The organism is Shewanella sp. ULN5 (genome assembly GCF_030731885.1).
Taxonomy (GTDB): domain Bacteria; phylum Pseudomonadota; class Gammaproteobacteria; order Enterobacterales; family Shewanellaceae; genus Shewanella; species Shewanella holmiensis.
The window spans coordinates 289,332-306,250 of sequence record NZ_JAPJEE010000002.1 but is presented as its reverse complement, the minus strand read 5'-3'; the positions used below and the strand labels follow the sequence as shown (position 1 = coordinate 306,250).

Below are 16,919 nucleotides of genomic sequence, written 5' to 3'. Positions count from 1 at the left end.
GCATGCGCATTTATTTGGCAAAACGCGCATGCATATCTAACAAACCTATTATTTAAGCCTCGCCACAGCAAAGCTATTGATTAATAAGTACTCTACCAGAACCGTGCTACATAAACGAGCACGAAAAATTGAAAGGTGAGCATTGATTTTTATGTCTTATCGAAAGTAATAAGAAGCTATCATTTATCGATGAGTAAAAGTTGGTCAACTGGCTTGTTACTTATCTGTGCTGTTTACCACCTGTAACTGAAAAAGGGGCAGAAACGTTTTAGGCATGCCCCTCTTTTTGACAAAATAATGTTGGTTTATATTAAAGCAATACCGAATACCAAAACACTTTACCGATGATCTTAATCTGTTTAAGGTCATCGCCTTCGCAGCGCTCGTCTGGCCATTCGTCTGTATTAAAGCTGCGTAAGCGCAAACCGCCACCTGGTAACTTGTATAAAGTTTTTACCCGCAACATACCATCGTGATTAATGGCATACATTTTACCGTCGATTACGTCTGTTTGGGATGTATCAACGCCAACGGTTGAACCATTTGGTAATACCGGCTCCATGCTGTTACCGCTAACACGCACACATGCTGCCTTGGTGGAGTCAACACTAGATTTTCGCAATGTAGATTTTGCAAAGCGAAGTTTTGGACCATGATATTCGCTAGTCTCCGTAATGCCGTGTCCTGCGGCTAATTCTACTTCCATATAAAACGGTATCTCTACTTCATCATCATTTAGTGGGGTGTTGCTGTCCCAAGTTTCCATTGGGCCTGCCCATTCCGCATTGCTCGATGGTGCAGGGTTCTTCGTTCCAAACATTAACTCTTCTGCAGTGCAACCTAATACACCTGCTATAGCAACTAACTTCGAAGATTCTTTTGCTTTTCCAGAAATGAGTTTGTGCACCATCACCTGTGAGATGTTGGCGCGTTCTGCTAGTTCCTTTTGGGTTAAACCAGAAGCCTTTAGCTTGTTTTGGATGTTTTGGGCGAGTGTTTTCATAAGTTAATTATATTACTTAGGTTATAACCTTGCACACTAACCAAAGTTAATTTTATTGTTGAGTTTAATTAACTTTGGTTATATTATGATTTTGGTTAATTATTATTTGGAGTTTATATGAAGACAGCTGCCGCAATTTCTCATTTTGGTAGCCAAGGTGCGTTAGCTAAAGCACTGAATGTTTCTCAGCCTGCAATTTCTAAGTGGGGCGAAGAGGTACCTATTCTTCGAGCTTATCAAATAGAGGTTTTAACGCAGGGGAAACTAAAGGTTACGTCACCATTACTTGGATCGTCCATCAGCTCTGCTGCTTAGTTTTACTTTATAGGATTGTGAGGATTTAGCATGAAACAAGTATCACGTTTAGATTTATTGATGAAAGCCATTAATGCCTGGCTTGAGTTACCCAAAGTGAGCCGTTCGGCGTTGGCTACTGCGGTTGTGCAGGCGGTTGATGAACTAAAGCTGGCGACGGTATTGGCAAAAGAGGGGATTACGTTTACCCATTCTGATGATATTTACAATGATGCCCGGGTTAATGCGCAAAAGATTTTCCGTTGGCTTGGGCAGTATGCAGACCAAAATGCAGTGCCAGAGCGGTTATTTTTTGTTGAACAAGCGCTGTTGGCGGCTATGCCGGTTGATTTACGCATTGGCTATTTAAACGATGTTTACAACATGGTGGGCGTAACTGTGGTGGTTGATCACGTTAGTGACGGCTTGGCACTTAGCAGTAACGACATTGCGGCAACGTTAACTAAAGAGAATTGCGAAGCGCAAATAGCGGTGATTCGTTTGGGCGTTGCACCTACTCGTCATGAAATTGAGCAAGCTTATCGTGAATTACGTGAGTCGCGCGGCACCACGCAAGCGGCTATGGATGTGTTTGAGCGTAGCTATCCGTATTTGACGAATACTTCTATTAAGTCGGTTGGTTAGTTATGGCTGATAACGTTGATGATGCTAGCGACATGATTGAACTGCATTTAGCGGCCGAGCTGGCGAAAGCGAAACCCAATTTACCGCCATTAACGGGCAGTTGTTATTACTGTGATGCGTTAACTGATGAACGCTTTTGTGATGCGGATTGCCGTGATGATTTTGAGCGCTTACAGCGCAGTGTGCAGATGCGAAAGCGAGGTTGATATGACTCAGTTAAGTGAAAACAGTTTGGTTGACGGTATTGATGTGTCACCAGAGTTTGCTGATTTTTTGAGAAAGCAGGAAGAAGCTGCAGATCCACAGGTTGCATTGTTGGTTGCTCAGGCTGACGCATTGATGAAGAAAGCAGCGGCCTTGGTTAAAGATGCTTCACCTATGTGTGAAATCGATTTTAGACGTAATAGATCAACTTTGTATGGTTTTAATACCTTAGATAATTTTAGCCGTTCGCAGGTTGGCAGAATGATTGATGTGTTAAAGCGTGAACCAGAATTGCTTGAGGTTAAAGCCGACCGCTTAGAGGCTATTGCGGTCAAGATTGTGAGTAAAGTGCTTTTAGGTGATGACAGTAAGTTGCTGTTACCACAGGTGAGCGTGGATTGGTTTATGGGTTATTTGTTGATGAAAGAAAAGCGTGCCGAGCGTTCAATTGAAGTAACAAGAATAGACCCGGTTAATCAGGCCAAACATATCAAACGCCGTAATATTTATTATCAGTTACGCACTAACTTGGCGTGGGATATTTATTTTAAAAACAGAAGGTAACGAGCAGTTTTCAAGTTACATCCAGTGGCTTCGATGGTGACTTCGTGTTTGGTATCCATGGTCTTGTTAGTGATGACTTGCTCTGTTTCTTCATCAAGAGTGCCATAAAGAACATGGTTAATTGCGAAGTCAGATAGGTCGTCAACATCCATGACACTAATATCGCCGTCATGCAGTTGAACGGCTATGCGACTGGTCTTGGGATTTATGCCGATTACGGTTCCGTGTGTATTTAAGTTCATTTAAACATCCTGTTTAAAGTTTGGCAGTTAAATAAGAAAGCCCGCTGAAGTTTGGCGACTGAGTGCGGGCTTAATACCTACAGAGAGAGAGGCAAATACATGTTACTCAAGCATTTGTGTTTCGTCAATTTAGCGTTTGCTGAGTTGGTTTTATGGGGGTTGCGCCCATGAGTATGGAATTAATGGTTAAGGCCATGAAAGCGAAGGTGGGCAATCCGCTGCGCAAGTTGGTTTTACTTAAACTGGCTGATAACGCGAATGACCAAGGCGAGTGTTGGCCGAGTTATAATTACATTGCTGAGCAGTGCGAAATGAGCCGCCGTAGTGTGATGGACCATGTTAAAAAACTTGAAACGTCAGGTTTTTTACGTCGTGAATTTCGCAAGGGGCAGAAGGGTAATTCATCTAATGTTTTTCATCTTAATTTTGATGAAAATACAGGTTTAGGTGGTGAATCTGCTGCACTACCTAGTGAATCTGTCGCACTACCCCCTAGTGAATCTCCTGCACTACCTAGTGAATCTGCTGCACTACCCCTAGTGAATCTCCTGCACCCAGAACCAGTCACTTTAGAACCAGTCAATGAATCTTTAAAAGATTTAGTCACCACATCAAAAAATTCAGCTTTGGATTTTTCAAAATGGCCTGCGTTGCCAAGCGAGCAAGTTTTTAAAGACTGGTTAGCCGTTCGTCAGCAGAAAAAAGCCAAGTTAACCCAAACTGCGATTAATCGCCTGGCACCGCATTTGGTGAAAGCGGTTGCTGCAGGGTGTTCGGTTGATGCGGTTTTTGAGTTGTGCGTGTCTCGTTGCTGGATTGGTTTTGAATTTGATTGGTTGGTTAACGCTGGCTTGGTTGCTAAGCAGGTGGTTAGGGCTGATTGGTCTCATGCCGTTTTTGACCCAGAGGACCCGTTGATATGAAGTCGATTCAATCAGTGATTAATTCAACGCAGGTGGGAGTGCCAAACGCTGGCCGCGCTAACAAGCAGCCATCGGCTATGGATATGGCGATTGTTGACAGTGTGTTTGCCAAGTTGCGGGTGTTGTTTCCGGTTGGTGCGCCAAAGGTTGAGGATGAGGCCGCACATAAATCCGAGTGGCTTAAGACGTTGGCATTGCAAGAGGTTCGCACCAAAGAACAAGTGCAAATGGGGTTGAACAGGGCAAGGCGTGAGCAGGGTGATAGACAGTTTTGGCCAACGCCACGCCAGTTTGCGTTGTGGTGTCAACCTACGGCTTGTGATTATGGTTTACCTGATTTGCAATCCGCTTACCGTGAGGCCAAGAAACATTATCACAGTCCGATGCATCACAAGTGGAGCCATGATGTTGTGCGTTTGGCTGTGCGTGAGTGTGGCTCGTGGTTGTTTGCGACGGGGTTTGAAAAAGATGTGTTAACCATGTTTACCCGCCAGTATGAAATTTTATGCCGCAAGTTTGCTAAGGGTGAGTTGGTTGATGTTGAGTTGCCAAAAGCGTTGCCGACTCGTGCCACCCGTCGCATAGAACCGGCAGAGGGTAAGGCATTTGTGGCGAAGTTTAGGCGTCAACTGGGTTTGAGGAGTGCTAACGATGAATAAGCCTGTTTTGAATAAACCGTTAACTCAAAAAGAGCGTTTGTGTCGTGTGTTGAGTCAAGGCCGTTTTTTAACGCTGTATGAAATTCAGCAACAATGTTTTGAACGCTTTGGTGTGCATGATAGCGAAACCGCGTTAAGTGCCAGATGGCGCGAGTTGCCAAACTCAGTTAAGCAAAAGCGACGCCGTGATAAGTGTGCCGCTTGGGAATACAGGATGGTTGCTTGATGTCTTCTGGTGTTGAGGTTGGCAAGTTTAGTGATGCTGCTTTGCGACGTTGGTTACGTGGTGGTGTGATGCGTGATTTTCGTGATCCTCAGTTTCCTGAAATTCGTTTACGTGCTGCAGCTGGGCGTGAACGGGCTAGCGTGTTTTTGGTTGTAAATGAAAACGGTAAAACGGTTTGGGAAAAGTTAGGCACTTGGCCAAGCATGTGCATTAAGACTTTGTGTGCTGATTTACCGGTGATGTTGGCTAAACGCAATGTGGGCGGCATGGTGACGGGCCAGTTTGATTCGGTTGGCAGTTTGCTTGAGTGGTACCAGGAACACATTGCCAATAACACCACCTATAGCAAAAGTTGGCGCAGCAATGTTAAGTCGATGATTAAGTGTCACCTGTTGCCACGCTTGGCTGATGTTCGTTTGCGTGAGGTGAGCTTTATTTCGATTGACGTGAGTTTGGTTAAGCCGATGTTGGTTGAGGGGTTTTCGCCTAAGTACATTCGTGAGGCGGTGAATAAGCTAAAAGCGGTGTTTGCTGCAGCGTCTAAGCTGCGTTTGATTAATGCTAATCCGTTAGCGGGTTATCGGGTAACGTATTCCATCAAGGTGGGTGATGTGGTTGATACTCGGTTGTTTGAGTCTGATTTAGCTAAGTTGTTTACTCGCTTAAGTGAGGTGGTTATGCCAGTGCAGATGTTGTTTGTGTTGATGATGATGTTTGGTACTCGCATTAACGAAACTCGATTAGCTAGATGGGAGCACTTTGCGGGTGATTATTGGGTGATACCTGCCAGTAATGCCAAGAATAACCAAGAACACCGTGTGCCGATGACTGATTCAGCAAAGGCACTTATTGAGCATTATAAACGTTGGCAGCTTAAGCATGTGGGTAAACGGGTTTATTTGTTCCCTGGCAATATTGGCGCTATTTCTATTCGCAGTGCCCATGAGTGGCATACCCAAATTAGGTTTAAGCATTTTACGAGTCATGATTTACGCCGTTTGTTCAGAACCATTGTGGCTGACTTAGGTGTCGATACCATGATTGGTGAGCGTTTGCTTAATCATGCCTTGCCTGTGTTGTTGCGTAAGTACGTTAAATCAACCTTGGATAAAGGCATGAGCCAAGCGTTAGACCAATATCATCAATATTTAATTTATCGTGGATTTTTTTCTGTTGCGCCCGAGATATTGCCTAGATCGTCTGTGGAAGTTGGGAGTGGTCAAACCCTGACTGCCAGTGGGTGGCTGTGATGATCACTGCATCATTGTTAGTAGAATATGCAATTAGAGGTTTTGGGGGGCTAAATGGCATTACGCGGGTTTGAATTTTTGAAAACGGGCAGGAATATTCGCGGGCTAACCCAGACCGAAGTGGCCGAGATTTATGGGGTAAGTGAACGGACTTATCAGCGTTGGGAACGGGGTGATGTGCGAGTGTCGTTTGATGATGTTTCGGCAATATGCGACCAGGTGTTTCGGTTAGGAATTGATGAAATAAGGGCGATGATTGATGGTGAAGAATAATGGCGAAGATTAATGTGCAGCAGCTGCAACACCAACAAGTGACCTTGAACATGAAAGCCTTGCGTCATGGCTTAACCCGCTGGGGTAACTATTGGGCCCATCAAGAACGCGGCCAAGGCTTTGCTAACCGAAGCCAGTGCGACAAGTTAGGCGAGGTGATTGTGTACGGTCCTTCTGGCTCGGTGCACTGCGGTGGTGGATAAGCGCGGTGCTTCACTATTTATGAAAAATTTAGGGGGTTACGTTGTTGTTTTATGAACTTGATCTCTGCTATTCAATTTTACCTAAAAAATAAACCTATTAAGTTAATGAATTAATAGTGTTTTACCCTGCATTTGATGATGCGCAATTCCACTCAACTTTTGATAGTCTTAAATCACAACTTTTGATCGCCTAAATTGATTTCTGTAACTTCAGTTTGATACTATCTTTAATGTACTTGTTACATTGATGTAAATACTGGTTAAGGATGACTATGAGTAACGCCAAAGAATTGTATTGTATTGAATCCACCTCTGAGATATCGATCATCGAAGAGATAATTCAAAATGAGATGAAATGGGCCGACGACTTACCCCAAGATTTAGCGGTAAACGTTTTTACCAAGGACAATGATTTGTGTTGGGATTACGATCGTTCCGTTGCCATGTCTTTTGAACAAGAAAAAGTATTAGTCAAAATCGTGCACACTGCATTTAACTCAGTAAGGCGACAACTTAAATATTAAAATACAGCGGCATAAACGTTGGATTGTGATGAATGTTTTAGAATGTTCAACTTCACGTTAGTATGCTAGTTAAACCAAGCCGCTGCTAAGCGCCAAATGCTGACTCAATCGAGTTTATTAACCTCATTGAATCCGCTAGATTTAAAAGATGTGATGGAACATCACTATGACAAAGGAATTGCAATTGAACACCTACAAATCAAGCCTCATAATCAATTCAAAAATTGCTTTGCAGCCCAGAGTTTTATAACAATGAAAGACCCAATACAGCAATTGGTGGTGTCCCACCAAAGCAAAAACTGGCACTAGTGGCCTAAGTCTCTACTTTTGACCTCAGCTAAAAATGGGGAGATTACCCTTCAAAATGGCATGTCGTTTACTGAGGCGCAATGCCTAGATTCAAATGCCTAGATTTACTGGCTGATGATGTATCAAAGTTTGATGCCGAGCTAGACCGATTATCGCCGCCATTATCACAAGGCGAACATGCCACCTATACCGCGCCTCATGAAAGCCGACTTAATCAAGCCAATCTGCTAAAGGACTTAACCGATGAACCGACAAAAGATTGGGCGAATGCTTTGTTGCCTAGTGATGTTTTGCAGCGGCTTAAGCAAACCGACGGTGAAATTGATAACCCAAAGTAACAGGATGGTAAGTTCTTGCATGTATCTCATCAGCTTGAATATAAGTTTTATGTGCAGATATTCTTAAATGAGCCGATAAATCTTTCATAAAGCGCAATGAAAGCAGTTAGTGGGCATTTTGGCTTTCGATTTGTCTAATATCACGGGGTTTAGTTGCAATGGCGCTTCAATTACCTGTAATTATGTATTGGTTTTTAGTGATAACAGGCCTAAATTTAACCTTGAGGTTTTCAATCTGCTTTCATGAAAGGATGATGTTAGACAGAGAACATTAAAAAACTAACATCACAATACATATACCATCATACTAATAAATCGAACATACTAACGAAGCGACATATAATCTTCAATACGTTGTAAAAGGATTCTTGCATGCACCAGCACATTTTTAGTCATCCCACTGTGATCCCAATAAGCCATCCGATGCTAATTAAGGTGCGCTTACTGGATAATATTGATGATTTACTCGTGCTTGCTTCACTCAGTAATCCGTTATTTGAAATGATTGTTAGTCAAGTGGATGGGATTGAAGCAACATTGATTTCTCGTCAGCAAGCATATGTAAGCGTTGATTTTGAAAATGTGCAACAGATAGCGGATAAATATGACGTTAACAGAGTGGTTGGCCAAGGGGTTCGGCTATATTCAAGAATGGCTGTAGCGCCAAGGATTTGTATTGAACAATTAAAAAAAGGCATCGAAATCATCATACAAGCTGATGGTGAGGTCTATTTTACTGTATATGAAAATATGCCCTTTGAATTAATACCGCTAGAGCAAGATTTGCGCTTATTGTGTGAACCGCAAGTATTAGTCATGGCTAAAACCATTTTAGGGCAGAAGCCTTCACATGGTGAGTCCACCGCAGCATTAGCCGTGCATATTAGTGAGCTTGAGCAAGTTAGACGGGATATTGCTGACTACATGCGAGGCGAGTCAGGTAAGATACATCCTGGCGTCTCTACAGAGCTGTTAAAACTTGATCATTTATTGCAAAATAAGCGTCAATGGTTAATGCGAACTTATCATCAATCATTAGAGCGTCCTAGTTTGTCTAGAGCCTCTAATCAAGCCTCGCTTGATGTTGAAAAACTGCAACAAAAACTTGAATGTTACAACTTACTCGCGCCTTCAGATGTCACTGAACTGGTAAATCAGCTTTCAGATGATGATAACTAACTACTTATAAAGAATTATTGATGTCCTATATTTGTCCAATTTGCCAGCTTGTTCTGAACCAAAGTCCAACTAAGACTTGGTCTTGTACCAACAATCATCAATTTGATACAGCTAAAGAAGGCTATGTTAATTTATTGCCCGTTCAAAAAAAGAAATCAAAAGACCCCGGCGACAATAAAGAGATGATGTTAGCCAGACGAGAGTTTTTGAACAAAGGTTATTATCAGGCATTAAGTGACCAAGTAAATCAACTTGCCGTGTGTCATCAACCGTTTGCAAAAAATATTTTAGATATTGGTTGTGGTGAAGGCTATTACAGTGACAGATTGATTGAGCAAATTAAACAAACTCAAGTTGATTGTCAGCTGTGGGGATTAGACATCTCTAAGACTGCGGTAAAATATGCCGCTAAAAAATACCCTCAAATGCAATTTTGTGTGGCAAGCGTATTTGAAATGCCGTTTGCCGATAACAGTTTTGATTTAGCTATTCGTATTTACGCTCCTTCAAAAGTGGAAGAGCTGCAACGGGTTATAAAACCTGGTGGGGTACTAATTACAGTTTCACCCGGCCCTAAACATCATTTTGCGATCAAGCAGGTGATTTATGCCGAGCCGCGCTTGCACCCCCATGAGCCATTAGTGCTAGAGGGATTTGAATACATAAAGCAGCATAGCCTTGAATATAACCTCGAGCTAACCGATGTGAATGATATTGAGCATCTGCTTAATATGACGCCATATGCCTGGAAGTTGACTCAAACGCAAAAGCAAAAAATGGCAGATGAAGGATTAAAGTGTGAATTAGATTTTAAAATTGAAATACATAGACGTTATGAATGACGCTATATTTGTGTATTTGCACCAATAAGGTATTGATGACTTTAGATAAACACTCAGAACAAATATGAAATAATTATGAACCTTGATATGATGTTTGTTGACTTATTCTGAGAATGGTTTATAGTCTTTATAGCTTGAAGGTTGGGCTTATTTTTTGTGTTTCAATACGATCAGTTTCGTCCTGTGAACATAAGTAATACCGGCATTTTCCAGCTTTACCGCCGTTTAGGCTTTATTTTATATTTACAGGATTTATATCATGTCTCAAGTTACTGGTGTTGTTAAGTGGTTCAACTCTGACAAAGGTTTCGGATTTATCGAGCAAGAGTCTGGTCCAGACGTATTCGTTCACTTCCGTGCTATCAACTCTGACGGTTTCAAAACTTTAGACGAAGGTCAAAAAGTTTCTTTCACCGTGACTCAAGGTCAGAAAGGTCCTCAAGCTGAAAACGTAACTATCGTTTAAGCTATTATTTCACTTCGGTGAAATGGACTTAAAGCTGTGGCATTTGCCGCAGTTTTTTTTGTCTTTTTTTTGAGTCTAAGCAGTAAAGGTTAACTCAATTTACTGCAAATGTTTAAAGCCGCCTAACGCTATGTTTGGTGGCTTTTTATTACGCTAAGTTATTCTTCTCGCCAGTCGTAGCTGACAACATTTCTCTATGGGCAAAATTAGTGCCTATCTATTCATCATTAAGCTTATCAATAATATTTATTGATCACCGGAACGGATAATTCAGAAAATTAGTCTTGTTAAGTCAGTGACTAACGTTATGTGACAACACAATGGCTGAGTTTTGATAACATAGGGATAATTGTAGGTGAATAGGTATCAGCTTAAGCTATTTGCCTGATAAAGCTAATGAACCTGAACTCTGGATAACAACTTGCTTTCTAGAGGCTATTTTTACTTAAAACTGTGTTAAATTTGTTTGTAATAGGCCAGCTATTGACGCACAAATTTGCCTTGTTCTAAGAAAAAATATCTCTCTAGAATACATGGGTTAGATATATGTTATTTAAGTTCATATGTTTAGCTAATCTCTTATCCAGAGTTCAGGTTAATGAATTAAATGCGCTAATTCAAATACTATCTCACCTCAGCTTGGGACATAAACGCTAACCAAACAGCCCTTTGTCTTGCTAACTGCGTTTCATTAACGTGCTATCGGCCAGCTATTGGCGTGTTAATGTGCCTTGTTTTCAAAACAAATGACAAGTTTGCTACAAAATAAGCTAAACCTGTTGAGTTCAGCTTATTGAGTCTATCTCTTAACCCGAGTAAAGGTTATCTAATCAATACCGACATAGTTAAGATGAGAAAAGGGTGTCTTCTAAGGTTCTGCCTTTTAATATCGACTTATAATGCCATTGGTTTTCAGCCAGTAAATTAAAGAGTTGCAGCTCTAATGAAAAGTCTTCTTGGGTAGGATATTCAATAATAAATTGATGATCTGAACTTTGAGTGACCTTGGTTATATTCGGTAAACCAAGCAATGCTTGATGCACTGATGGCATATCGGCTTTTTTCATTACCAAGGTTAAGTAATCAATCTCCTGCGCTGATTGAATTGAAAGAGCTTGTTTTAGTTTTCCCTCTTCAAGATATATCACTTGATCACATAGCTTTTCCAGTTCATCAAGATTGTGAGAGCTAATCACGAAGGTTGTGTACTCAGACTGCTCACTGACAATTTGTCTAATGCGTCTTGCATTAGCGGGGTCTAACCCTGCGGTTGGTTCATCTAATAATACTAATTTGGGTGAGCCAATAAGCGCTTGCGCTATTGAAACCCGTTTGCTCATACCATGACTCAAACTTTTAGGTTTGGCCTTTGCTTCTTTAGTTAAGTCAACAAGCTCCAATACCCGCATGGCTTCAATTTTAGATGCTTTTCCTTTTATTCCTTGCAGCTCAGCAAATAAGCGTAGCTGACTGAGGATGCTACTATCAGGATCTAGCTGTGCATCCTGTGGTAATGCAGATAAAATCCCATGTAATTTGGGACTTCCAACGGGCTCGCCCATTATTGTCACCGAGCCGCTAGTTGGTTTTATATAACCGCATAAAATACTAAACAGCGTTGTTTTACCTGCACCGTTTGGGCCCACAACCGCAATTGGTGCGCCTGACTCTAATGTGAAGTCGACTTTAGATAAAACCGCCTTACCGCTATAATTTTTACTCAGTTGCTGACATTGAATTAAGCTCATAATGCGCTCCTTTGCATAACTATGCGTCCAATAATTAATATAACTGCTGTTTGTAACAATGGTATAGGAGCATAAGCAAAGGCGGCTAACCCTTGGGTGTTAACCATGTTTGATAATTGCGAACCTGGTAATAGGTATCTGAGTATTTCTAAACCGGGAAACTTCACATTCACCAAAGTGATAATAATTGAAACGATAACCCATAGAATAATAGCGAAAATACTGGCTTGGCGAGCGCTATTGGCAATAAGTGATAACAATGCCATTGTCGCAATGTAAGGCAGTACAATAATGAGTAGATTTGCAAAAATGACCAATGCGGTGTTAATTGCTGGTATTAATAACCCTGTATCTCTACTCATCACCAACAAGGTTGTTGCAATTAAGGTGACGAAAATTAAAAAGCCTTGGATGAAGATTTGACCAAATACTCGGCCGAAAAACAAACTATTTCGGCTGACTCGTAGGCTGACAAAACGAAGGGTGCCACGTTGCTTATCTGAGCTGAATTGGTCTGCTGAAATAAAAATACTGAACATTGGAAACAAATAAAGCGCAGCAACCCAAAACATGGCAAATTCAGAAACTTGCCAATTAAACAATTGATCTAAAGTCGTGGGACCAAATACTGCGGCGATAAACTCTTTAAAGCTTGGCTCCATGATAATATTTGAGGCTTGTTTTATGGGGTAAATTAAAATTACACTCCAGACTAAAATAAAAGCAATCAACGCAATAATCCCACTACGGCTACTGAATCTTTTGCTAAGTTCAAATTTAGCGAGTTGCCAAATATGGGTTATTCCAGATGGCGATGAAGCTGTTAGGCTATTCATAACATTCCTTTTTTGATTAAACCGTCGTTAAGTTAATGCCTTAAGACAATAAAGCCTCAAGTGTGGCTAACTTCTGCTCAAGCGATTCAATTCTTTGCTCTAATTCGGCAATTTTTTCATTAGCCGCTAATGATTGTTGCGATTGCACCGAAACGTCTAAATTACATACTGAATTAGCTTGATGATCTTCAATTGAACTACTGAATAATTCAATATAGCGACAATCGCGCTTACCTGCTTCTCTCGCTAGCTGTGCAACAAAGGGCTTATCTTGCTTAACTAACTCAAGTAACAAAGACTCAACTTGGGTGACGTCTGAAAATTCATATAAACGGTTTGTACGCGTTTTTAATTCACCGGGTGTTTGCGCGCCTCTAAGCAATAAAACACAGCACAGCGCATATTGAGCAGGTGTGAGTTTTAAATCACTAAACTCAGTATTACAAAAACGATGTTTATATTTAATCACTCTGCTGCCGAATCCAGATTGTTCACTGATCAGCCTTTTTTTTGCTAAACCATCAATGATGATTTGCACTTCTGATTCAGTGAGCGACATCACGGGATCGCGGCTACTTTTTTGATTGCAGGCTAAGGTAAGGGAATTGAGCGATAGCGGGTATTGTTCAGGCGTGGTGATTTCTTTTTCCATCAAACAGCCAATCACTCTGGCTTCTAATGCATTTAATTCCATTGATGGTGATCCTCAAATAAAAAAGCATGAAGATGTTATATCATCCTCATGCTAGTTTTAACAACGATATCAATGTAATCGGTTATGTCGTGAACAATATGCGATTGTTGAATGACTAAACGAGTCTAATACCGTCTTTGTCGATTTTGATTTGACCACCCTTAAACAAACCACCGATAGATTTTTTAAAGGCTTTTTTACTCATCCCTAATTGGGCATAAATAATGTCAGCATCTGTTTTGTCATGTAATGGGAGGAAACCGTCTGCTTTAGCCAGTTTATTCATGATCAATGTAGCTTGTTTATCAAGTTCTTGTTTAGACCCTTGTTGTAGCACTAGGTCAATTTTTCCATCACTGCGTAATGTTTTGATAAAGCCTGTGAGTTTTTGGCCGAAACGTAATTGTTGAAACACTTCGTTTTCATAAATTACGCCCCAATGCTGATTATTGATAATTGCTTTGTAGCCTAAATCAGTTGTGCCACCAATAATTAAATTTACTTGTTGGCCAACCTCATAATCCGCAGGGGTTTTATCTAAAAATTTATCGACCTTTGAAGATGCAACAATACGTTCATCAGCTCTGTTGGCATGAACATAGACAAGATATGAACGGCCATCTTCAATGGTTTTATGTTGTTCACCAAAAGGTAAAAATAAGTCCTTATCAAGACCCCAATCTAAAAAGGCACCATATTCACTAATACCCGCTACCTTCAAGTAGGCAAACTCACCTATTTGAGCAAACGGTTTTTGTGTTGTTGCAATCACTTTATCATCTGAATCAAGGTACAGGAATACGTCAATAGCTTGACCCACTTCGTATTGCTTAGGGACAAACTTTTTCGGGACTAACACTTGACCAAGTTCATGGGCATTAACATAAATCCCAAAACTGACTTCTTTAACGATTTCGAGTGAATAGCTTTTACCGATTTGTATCATGTGTATCTCTATCTTTAGATGCATCTTTAAATGCAAACGTTTACTGGGAATGGGGCAATATTTTCTGTTGCATAGTATACACGCTTTTTCGATTTATGAGTGATTTTACAATAATTGTGGACGTTCGACTTAAATTAGCCGTATTAGTGTTTTTATCTATGTTTGAGGGGGAATTCTACTTGCAATGAAACTCGATGCGCGGTTTAATTGCGCCGTTTTTTAACGGTCGACTTTTAAGGTTTAACACACTGACGAATGAGTCTTTATGGCCTCAAAAAATCAACCTAAGTAATTATGCATAAATGGATTATAAGTATTCATTTCTGCTTTAAGCAAACTTAGACAACCATTTGCAATGTCCCGCTATAATTGTTAAAACGAAGCGGCGAAAATGGCAAATAAAGTACGTATAGATGAAAAATCTACTAGATTTAATAATCGCGATCTGGCTAGAGAAAATTGCTATTTTTCATCTACTATACATCTCATAATGCGACAGCGTTATGTTGATTTTATTCACACACCTTATTGCATCTTTCAAACACAATGCAGCAAGGTAAATACGGAAAAAAATTATGTCTGATTGGTCTATTGAAGATGCTCGTGCGGGTTATAACGTAACTCATTGGAGCCAGGGTTTTTATGGTATTCGTGAAGATGGTGAAGTGACGGTTTCACCGAATCCATCTCAACCAGATCATAAAATCGCACTGAACGCATTAGCGAAAGATATGGTTAATGCGGGTGTATCATTACCTGTTTTAGTTCGTTTTCCACAAATTTTGCATCACCGTGTAGAAAGTTTGTGTGAAGCATTTAATGATGCCATTCAAAAGTACGAATATCAGAATGATTATTTGTTGGTTTATCCTATTAAGGTTAACCAGCAACAAACAGTTGTAGAAGAAATTCTTGCTAGCCAAACTTCTAAAGAAGTACCGCAATTAGGTTTAGAAGCCGGTAGTAAGCCAGAGTTAATGGCGGTATTAGCCATGGCGCAAAAAGCCAGCTCTGTGATCGTGTGTAATGGTTACAAAGATAAAGAATACATCCGCTTAGCACTAATTGGTGAAAAATTAGGCCATAAAGTTTACATCGTTCTTGAGAAGATGTCTGAACTTAAAATGGTATTAGAGCAAGCTAAAGAATTAGGTGTCACTCCACGTCTTGGTTTACGCGTTCGTTTAGCGTTCCAAGGCAAGGGTAAATGGCAGGCAAGTGGTGGTGAAAAATCAAAGTTTGGTTTATCAGCAGCGCAAGTATTGAAAGTGTTACAAGAACTAAAAGACACTAATATGCTTGACTCTTTACAGTTGCTACATTTCCACTTAGGTTCACAAATCGCTAATATTCGCGATATCCGTCAGGGTGTGGGTGAAGCAGGGCGTTTCTATTGTGAGTTACGTGAACTTGGTGCCAAAATTGAATGTTTCGATGTTGGTGGTGGTTTAGCCGTTGATTACGATGGCACCAGAAGCCAAAGCAACAACTCAATGAACTACGGTTTAAATGAGTACGCAAATAATATCGTTAATGTGCTAACTGATTTATGTCATGAATACGAGCAACCTATGCCACGTATTATTTCTGAGTCAGGTCGTCATCTAACAGCACATCATGCAGTACTGATTACTGACGTTATTGGTACTGAAGCATACATGCCTGAAGTGATTGAAGCGCCATCAGAAGATGCCCCACAATTATTGCACAACATGTGGCAATCTTGGTTGGAGATCAGCGGTGGTCAAGACCAGCGCGCGATGATTGAAATTTATCATGACACCCAAAGTGACATTGCTGAAGCGCACTCTTTGTTTGCTGTTGGTCAATTTACATTGGCTCACAGAGCTTGGGCTGAACAAACACATTTACGTGTATGTCATGAAGTTAAGGGCCTACTAAGTAATAATAACCGTTACCACCGACCGGTTATTGATGAGTTAAATGAAAAGTTAGCTGATAAATTCTTTGTTAATTTCTCTTTATTCCAATCGTTACCAGATGCTTGGGGTATTGATCAGGTCTTCCCGGTGTTGCCTTTGTCAGGTTTAGATAAAGCGCCTGAGCGTCGTGCCGTTATGCTTGATATTACCTGTGATTCTGACGGTATTGTTGATCAATACGTTGATGGTCAAGGTATTGAAACAACATTGCCCGTTCCTGCGTGGAGTGCTGAAAGCCCGTACTTAATCGGTTTCTTTATGGTTGGTGCTTATCAAGAAATTCTTGGTGATATGCATAACCTATTTGGTGACACTAATTCTGCCGTTGTGCGTATTGATGAAGATGGTTTAACCAATATTGATTCAGTATTACAAGGTGATACCGTTGCTGATGTGCTGAAGTATGTGAACTTAGATGCCAATGCATTTATGCGTACATTCGAAGAATTAGTTGAGCAGCATATTGCTGAAGACGAAAGAGCAAGTACATTAGAAGAGCTACAAGCGGGTCTTGATGGTTACACCTACCTTGAAGACTTTTAAATATTACTGATTTAATATTTCAGTAATTGATTGATAGTAAGGCTTAGTTATGAATAATGACTAAG

The 16,919-nt window shown here is 40.7% G+C and carries 22 protein-coding genes; 16 read left to right on the top strand and 6 right to left on the bottom strand.

Translation table 11 applies throughout. From position 1 onward, the window contains the following. Positions 1-310: 310 nt before the first annotated feature. On the bottom strand, positions 311-1,003 hold the full coding sequence (locus ORI98_RS03450) for a helix-turn-helix transcriptional regulator (protein WP_306134251.1): 693 nt from the start codon (positions 1,001-1,003) through the stop codon (positions 311-313). A 117-nt stretch (positions 1,004-1,120) separates the two neighbouring features. On the opposite strand from ORI98_RS03450, the gene ORI98_RS03445 reads away from it, so the two are divergent. Genes ORI98_RS03445 through ORI98_RS03430 form a run of 4 tightly spaced genes read left to right on the top strand, consistent with a single transcriptional unit; the run spans position 1,121 to position 2,710 of the window. After that, entirely contained in the window at positions 1,121-1,318 is a 198-nt protein-coding gene (locus tag ORI98_RS03445) for a Cro/CI family transcriptional regulator (protein WP_261298784.1), read from the top strand. Between the two features lie 30 nt (positions 1,319-1,348). Next, positions 1,349-1,942, top strand: coding sequence for a hypothetical protein (locus ORI98_RS03440; protein ID WP_306134249.1), 594 nt, complete (start codon positions 1,349-1,351; stop codon positions 1,940-1,942). A 2-nt stretch (positions 1,943-1,944) separates the two neighbouring features. Continuing rightward, on the top strand, positions 1,945-2,148 hold the full coding sequence (locus ORI98_RS03435) for a hypothetical protein (RefSeq protein ID WP_306134248.1): 204 nt from the start codon (positions 1,945-1,947) through the stop codon (positions 2,146-2,148). 1 nt (position 2,149) lies between these two features. Beyond that, complete coding sequence (locus ORI98_RS03430; protein ID WP_306134247.1) at positions 2,150-2,710, top strand: hypothetical protein; 561 nt, start codon at positions 2,150-2,152, stop codon at positions 2,708-2,710. Here ORI98_RS03430 and ORI98_RS03425 read toward each other — a convergent pair. Then, positions 2,689-2,952, bottom strand: a complete 264-nt coding sequence (locus tag ORI98_RS03425) for a hypothetical protein (protein WP_306134246.1) — start codon at positions 2,950-2,952, stop codon at positions 2,689-2,691. The genes ORI98_RS03430 and ORI98_RS03425 overlap by 22 nt on opposite strands. Before the next feature lie 167 nt (positions 2,953-3,119). Here ORI98_RS03425 and ORI98_RS03420 point away from each other — a divergent pair, with 167 nt between their 5' ends. From ORI98_RS03420 to ORI98_RS03370, 11 genes are all read left to right on the top strand, one after another. Further along, complete coding sequence (locus ORI98_RS03420) at positions 3,120-3,875, top strand: helix-turn-helix domain-containing protein (protein ID WP_306134244.1); 756 nt, start codon at positions 3,120-3,122, stop codon at positions 3,873-3,875. Continuing rightward, positions 3,872-4,534 carry a replication protein P gene (locus tag ORI98_RS03415; protein ID WP_306134243.1) on the top strand — a complete coding sequence of 221 codons (663 nt, stop codon included), beginning with the start codon at positions 3,872-3,874 and terminating at the stop codon, positions 4,532-4,534. The genes ORI98_RS03420 and ORI98_RS03415 overlap by 4 nt, the downstream gene beginning before the upstream one ends. Next, the gene (locus ORI98_RS03410; protein WP_261298778.1) at positions 4,527-4,760 is read left to right on the top strand and encodes a hypothetical protein; all 234 of its coding nucleotides are present in this window, start codon (positions 4,527-4,529) and stop codon (positions 4,758-4,760) included. The genes ORI98_RS03415 and ORI98_RS03410 overlap by 8 nt, the downstream gene beginning before the upstream one ends. Continuing rightward, positions 4,760-6,010, top strand: coding sequence for a tyrosine-type recombinase/integrase (locus ORI98_RS03405; protein ID WP_306134242.1), 1,251 nt, complete (start codon positions 4,760-4,762; stop codon positions 6,008-6,010). The genes ORI98_RS03410 and ORI98_RS03405 overlap by 1 nt, the downstream gene beginning before the upstream one ends. A gap of 54 nt (positions 6,011-6,064) precedes the next feature. Beyond that, entirely contained in the window at positions 6,065-6,283 is a 219-nt protein-coding gene (locus tag ORI98_RS03400; protein ID WP_306134241.1) for a helix-turn-helix transcriptional regulator, read from the top strand. After that, complete coding sequence (locus tag ORI98_RS03395; RefSeq protein ID WP_306134340.1) at positions 6,283-6,486, top strand: hypothetical protein; 204 nt, start codon at positions 6,283-6,285, stop codon at positions 6,484-6,486. The genes ORI98_RS03400 and ORI98_RS03395 overlap by 1 nt, the downstream gene beginning before the upstream one ends. 272 nt (positions 6,487-6,758) lie before the next feature. Beyond that, the gene (locus tag ORI98_RS03390) at positions 6,759-7,010 is read left to right on the top strand and encodes a hypothetical protein (protein WP_306134240.1); all 252 of its coding nucleotides are present in this window, start codon (positions 6,759-6,761) and stop codon (positions 7,008-7,010) included. A 389-nt stretch (positions 7,011-7,399) separates the two neighbouring features. Beyond that, a complete protein-coding gene (locus ORI98_RS03385) occupies positions 7,400-7,657 on the top strand; it encodes a hypothetical protein (RefSeq protein ID WP_306134239.1) in 258 nt (85 codons plus the stop codon). A 372-nt stretch (positions 7,658-8,029) separates the two neighbouring features. Beyond that, positions 8,030-8,836, top strand: a complete 807-nt coding sequence (locus tag ORI98_RS03380) for a hypothetical protein (protein WP_306134238.1) — start codon at positions 8,030-8,032, stop codon at positions 8,834-8,836. Between the two features lie 20 nt (positions 8,837-8,856). Then, on the top strand, positions 8,857-9,678 hold the full coding sequence (gene rlmA, locus ORI98_RS03375; protein ID WP_261297932.1) for a 23S rRNA (guanine(745)-N(1))-methyltransferase: 822 nt from the start codon (positions 8,857-8,859) through the stop codon (positions 9,676-9,678). A gap of 259 nt (positions 9,679-9,937) precedes the next feature. After that, positions 9,938-10,144: a cold-shock protein gene (locus ORI98_RS03370; protein WP_188839931.1), complete on the top strand. Its 207-nt coding sequence runs from the start codon at positions 9,938-9,940 to the stop codon at positions 10,142-10,144. Between the two features lie 845 nt (positions 10,145-10,989). Here ORI98_RS03370 and ORI98_RS03365 read toward each other — a convergent pair. The 4 genes from ORI98_RS03365 to ORI98_RS03350 form a co-directional block, all read right to left on the bottom strand. Further along, positions 10,990-11,892 carry an ABC transporter ATP-binding protein gene (locus ORI98_RS03365; protein ID WP_306134237.1) on the bottom strand — a complete coding sequence of 301 codons (903 nt, stop codon included), beginning with the start codon at positions 11,890-11,892 and terminating at the stop codon, positions 10,990-10,992. Continuing rightward, positions 11,889-12,728 (bottom strand): ABC transporter permease, encoded by an 840-nt coding sequence (locus ORI98_RS03360; RefSeq protein WP_261297930.1) that lies wholly within the window; start codon positions 12,726-12,728, stop codon positions 11,889-11,891. Before ORI98_RS03360 ends, ORI98_RS03365 begins: the two co-directional genes overlap by 4 nt. Before the next feature lie 40 nt (positions 12,729-12,768). Beyond that, positions 12,769-13,422, bottom strand: a complete 654-nt coding sequence (locus ORI98_RS03355) for a YceH family protein (RefSeq protein ID WP_306134236.1) — start codon at positions 13,420-13,422, stop codon at positions 12,769-12,771. 115 nt (positions 13,423-13,537) lie between these two features. Then, entirely contained in the window at positions 13,538-14,368 is an 831-nt protein-coding gene (locus ORI98_RS03350; RefSeq protein ID WP_261297928.1) for a S1 RNA-binding domain-containing protein, read from the bottom strand. Between the two features lie 575 nt (positions 14,369-14,943). Between ORI98_RS03350 and speA the strand changes: the two genes are divergently transcribed. Continuing rightward, positions 14,944-16,854, top strand: a complete 1,911-nt coding sequence (speA, locus tag ORI98_RS03345) for a biosynthetic arginine decarboxylase (RefSeq protein WP_306134235.1) — start codon at positions 14,944-14,946, stop codon at positions 16,852-16,854. Positions 16,855-16,919 lie beyond the last annotated feature (65 nt).

What these genes read in the sequence shown, in the direction of transcription:
- ORI98_RS03415 (WP_306134243.1), top strand. Translation starts at nt 3,872, where the DNA reads ATGAAGTCGATTCAATCAGTGATTAATTCAACGCAGGTGGGAGTGCCA.
- ORI98_RS03445 (WP_261298784.1), top strand. Translation starts at nt 1,121, where the DNA reads ATGAAGACAGCTGCCGCAATTTCTCATTTTGGTAGCCAAGGTGCGTTA.
- rlmA (WP_261297932.1), top strand. Translation starts at nt 8,857, where the DNA reads ATGTCCTATATTTGTCCAATTTGCCAGCTTGTTCTGAACCAAAGTCCA.
- ORI98_RS03370 (WP_188839931.1), top strand. Translation starts at nt 9,938, where the DNA reads ATGTCTCAAGTTACTGGTGTTGTTAAGTGGTTCAACTCTGACAAAGGT.
- ORI98_RS03410 (WP_261298778.1), top strand. Translation starts at nt 4,527, where the DNA reads ATGAATAAGCCTGTTTTGAATAAACCGTTAACTCAAAAAGAGCGTTTG.
- ORI98_RS03350 (WP_261297928.1), bottom strand. Translation starts at nt 14,368, where the DNA reads ATGATACAAATCGGTAAAAGCTATTCACTCGAAATCGTTAAAGAAGTC.
- ORI98_RS03425 (WP_306134246.1), bottom strand. Translation starts at nt 2,952, where the DNA reads ATGAACTTAAATACACACGGAACCGTAATCGGCATAAATCCCAAGACC.
- speA (WP_306134235.1), top strand. Translation starts at nt 14,944, where the DNA reads ATGTCTGATTGGTCTATTGAAGATGCTCGTGCGGGTTATAACGTAACT.
- ORI98_RS03405 (WP_306134242.1), top strand. Translation starts at nt 4,760, where the DNA reads ATGTCTTCTGGTGTTGAGGTTGGCAAGTTTAGTGATGCTGCTTTGCGA.
- ORI98_RS03440 (WP_306134249.1), top strand. Translation starts at nt 1,349, where the DNA reads ATGAAACAAGTATCACGTTTAGATTTATTGATGAAAGCCATTAATGCC.
- ORI98_RS03430 (WP_306134247.1), top strand. Translation starts at nt 2,150, where the DNA reads ATGACTCAGTTAAGTGAAAACAGTTTGGTTGACGGTATTGATGTGTCA.
- ORI98_RS03450 (WP_306134251.1), bottom strand. Translation starts at nt 1,003, where the DNA reads ATGAAAACACTCGCCCAAAACATCCAAAACAAGCTAAAGGCTTCTGGT.
- ORI98_RS03385 (WP_306134239.1), top strand. Translation starts at nt 7,400, where the DNA reads ATGCCTAGATTCAAATGCCTAGATTTACTGGCTGATGATGTATCAAAG.
- ORI98_RS03390 (WP_306134240.1), top strand. Translation starts at nt 6,759, where the DNA reads ATGAGTAACGCCAAAGAATTGTATTGTATTGAATCCACCTCTGAGATA.
- ORI98_RS03400 (WP_306134241.1), top strand. Translation starts at nt 6,065, where the DNA reads ATGGCATTACGCGGGTTTGAATTTTTGAAAACGGGCAGGAATATTCGC.
- ORI98_RS03365 (WP_306134237.1), bottom strand. Translation starts at nt 11,892, where the DNA reads ATGAGCTTAATTCAATGTCAGCAACTGAGTAAAAATTATAGCGGTAAG.
- ORI98_RS03355 (WP_306134236.1), bottom strand. Translation starts at nt 13,422, where the DNA reads ATGGAATTAAATGCATTAGAAGCCAGAGTGATTGGCTGTTTGATGGAA.
- ORI98_RS03435 (WP_306134248.1), top strand. Translation starts at nt 1,945, where the DNA reads ATGGCTGATAACGTTGATGATGCTAGCGACATGATTGAACTGCATTTA.
- ORI98_RS03420 (WP_306134244.1), top strand. Translation starts at nt 3,120, where the DNA reads ATGAGTATGGAATTAATGGTTAAGGCCATGAAAGCGAAGGTGGGCAAT.
- ORI98_RS03360 (WP_261297930.1), bottom strand. Translation starts at nt 12,728, where the DNA reads ATGAATAGCCTAACAGCTTCATCGCCATCTGGAATAACCCATATTTGG.
- ORI98_RS03395 (WP_306134340.1), top strand. Translation starts at nt 6,283, where the DNA reads ATGGCGAAGATTAATGTGCAGCAGCTGCAACACCAACAAGTGACCTTG.
- ORI98_RS03380 (WP_306134238.1), top strand. Translation starts at nt 8,030, where the DNA reads ATGCACCAGCACATTTTTAGTCATCCCACTGTGATCCCAATAAGCCAT.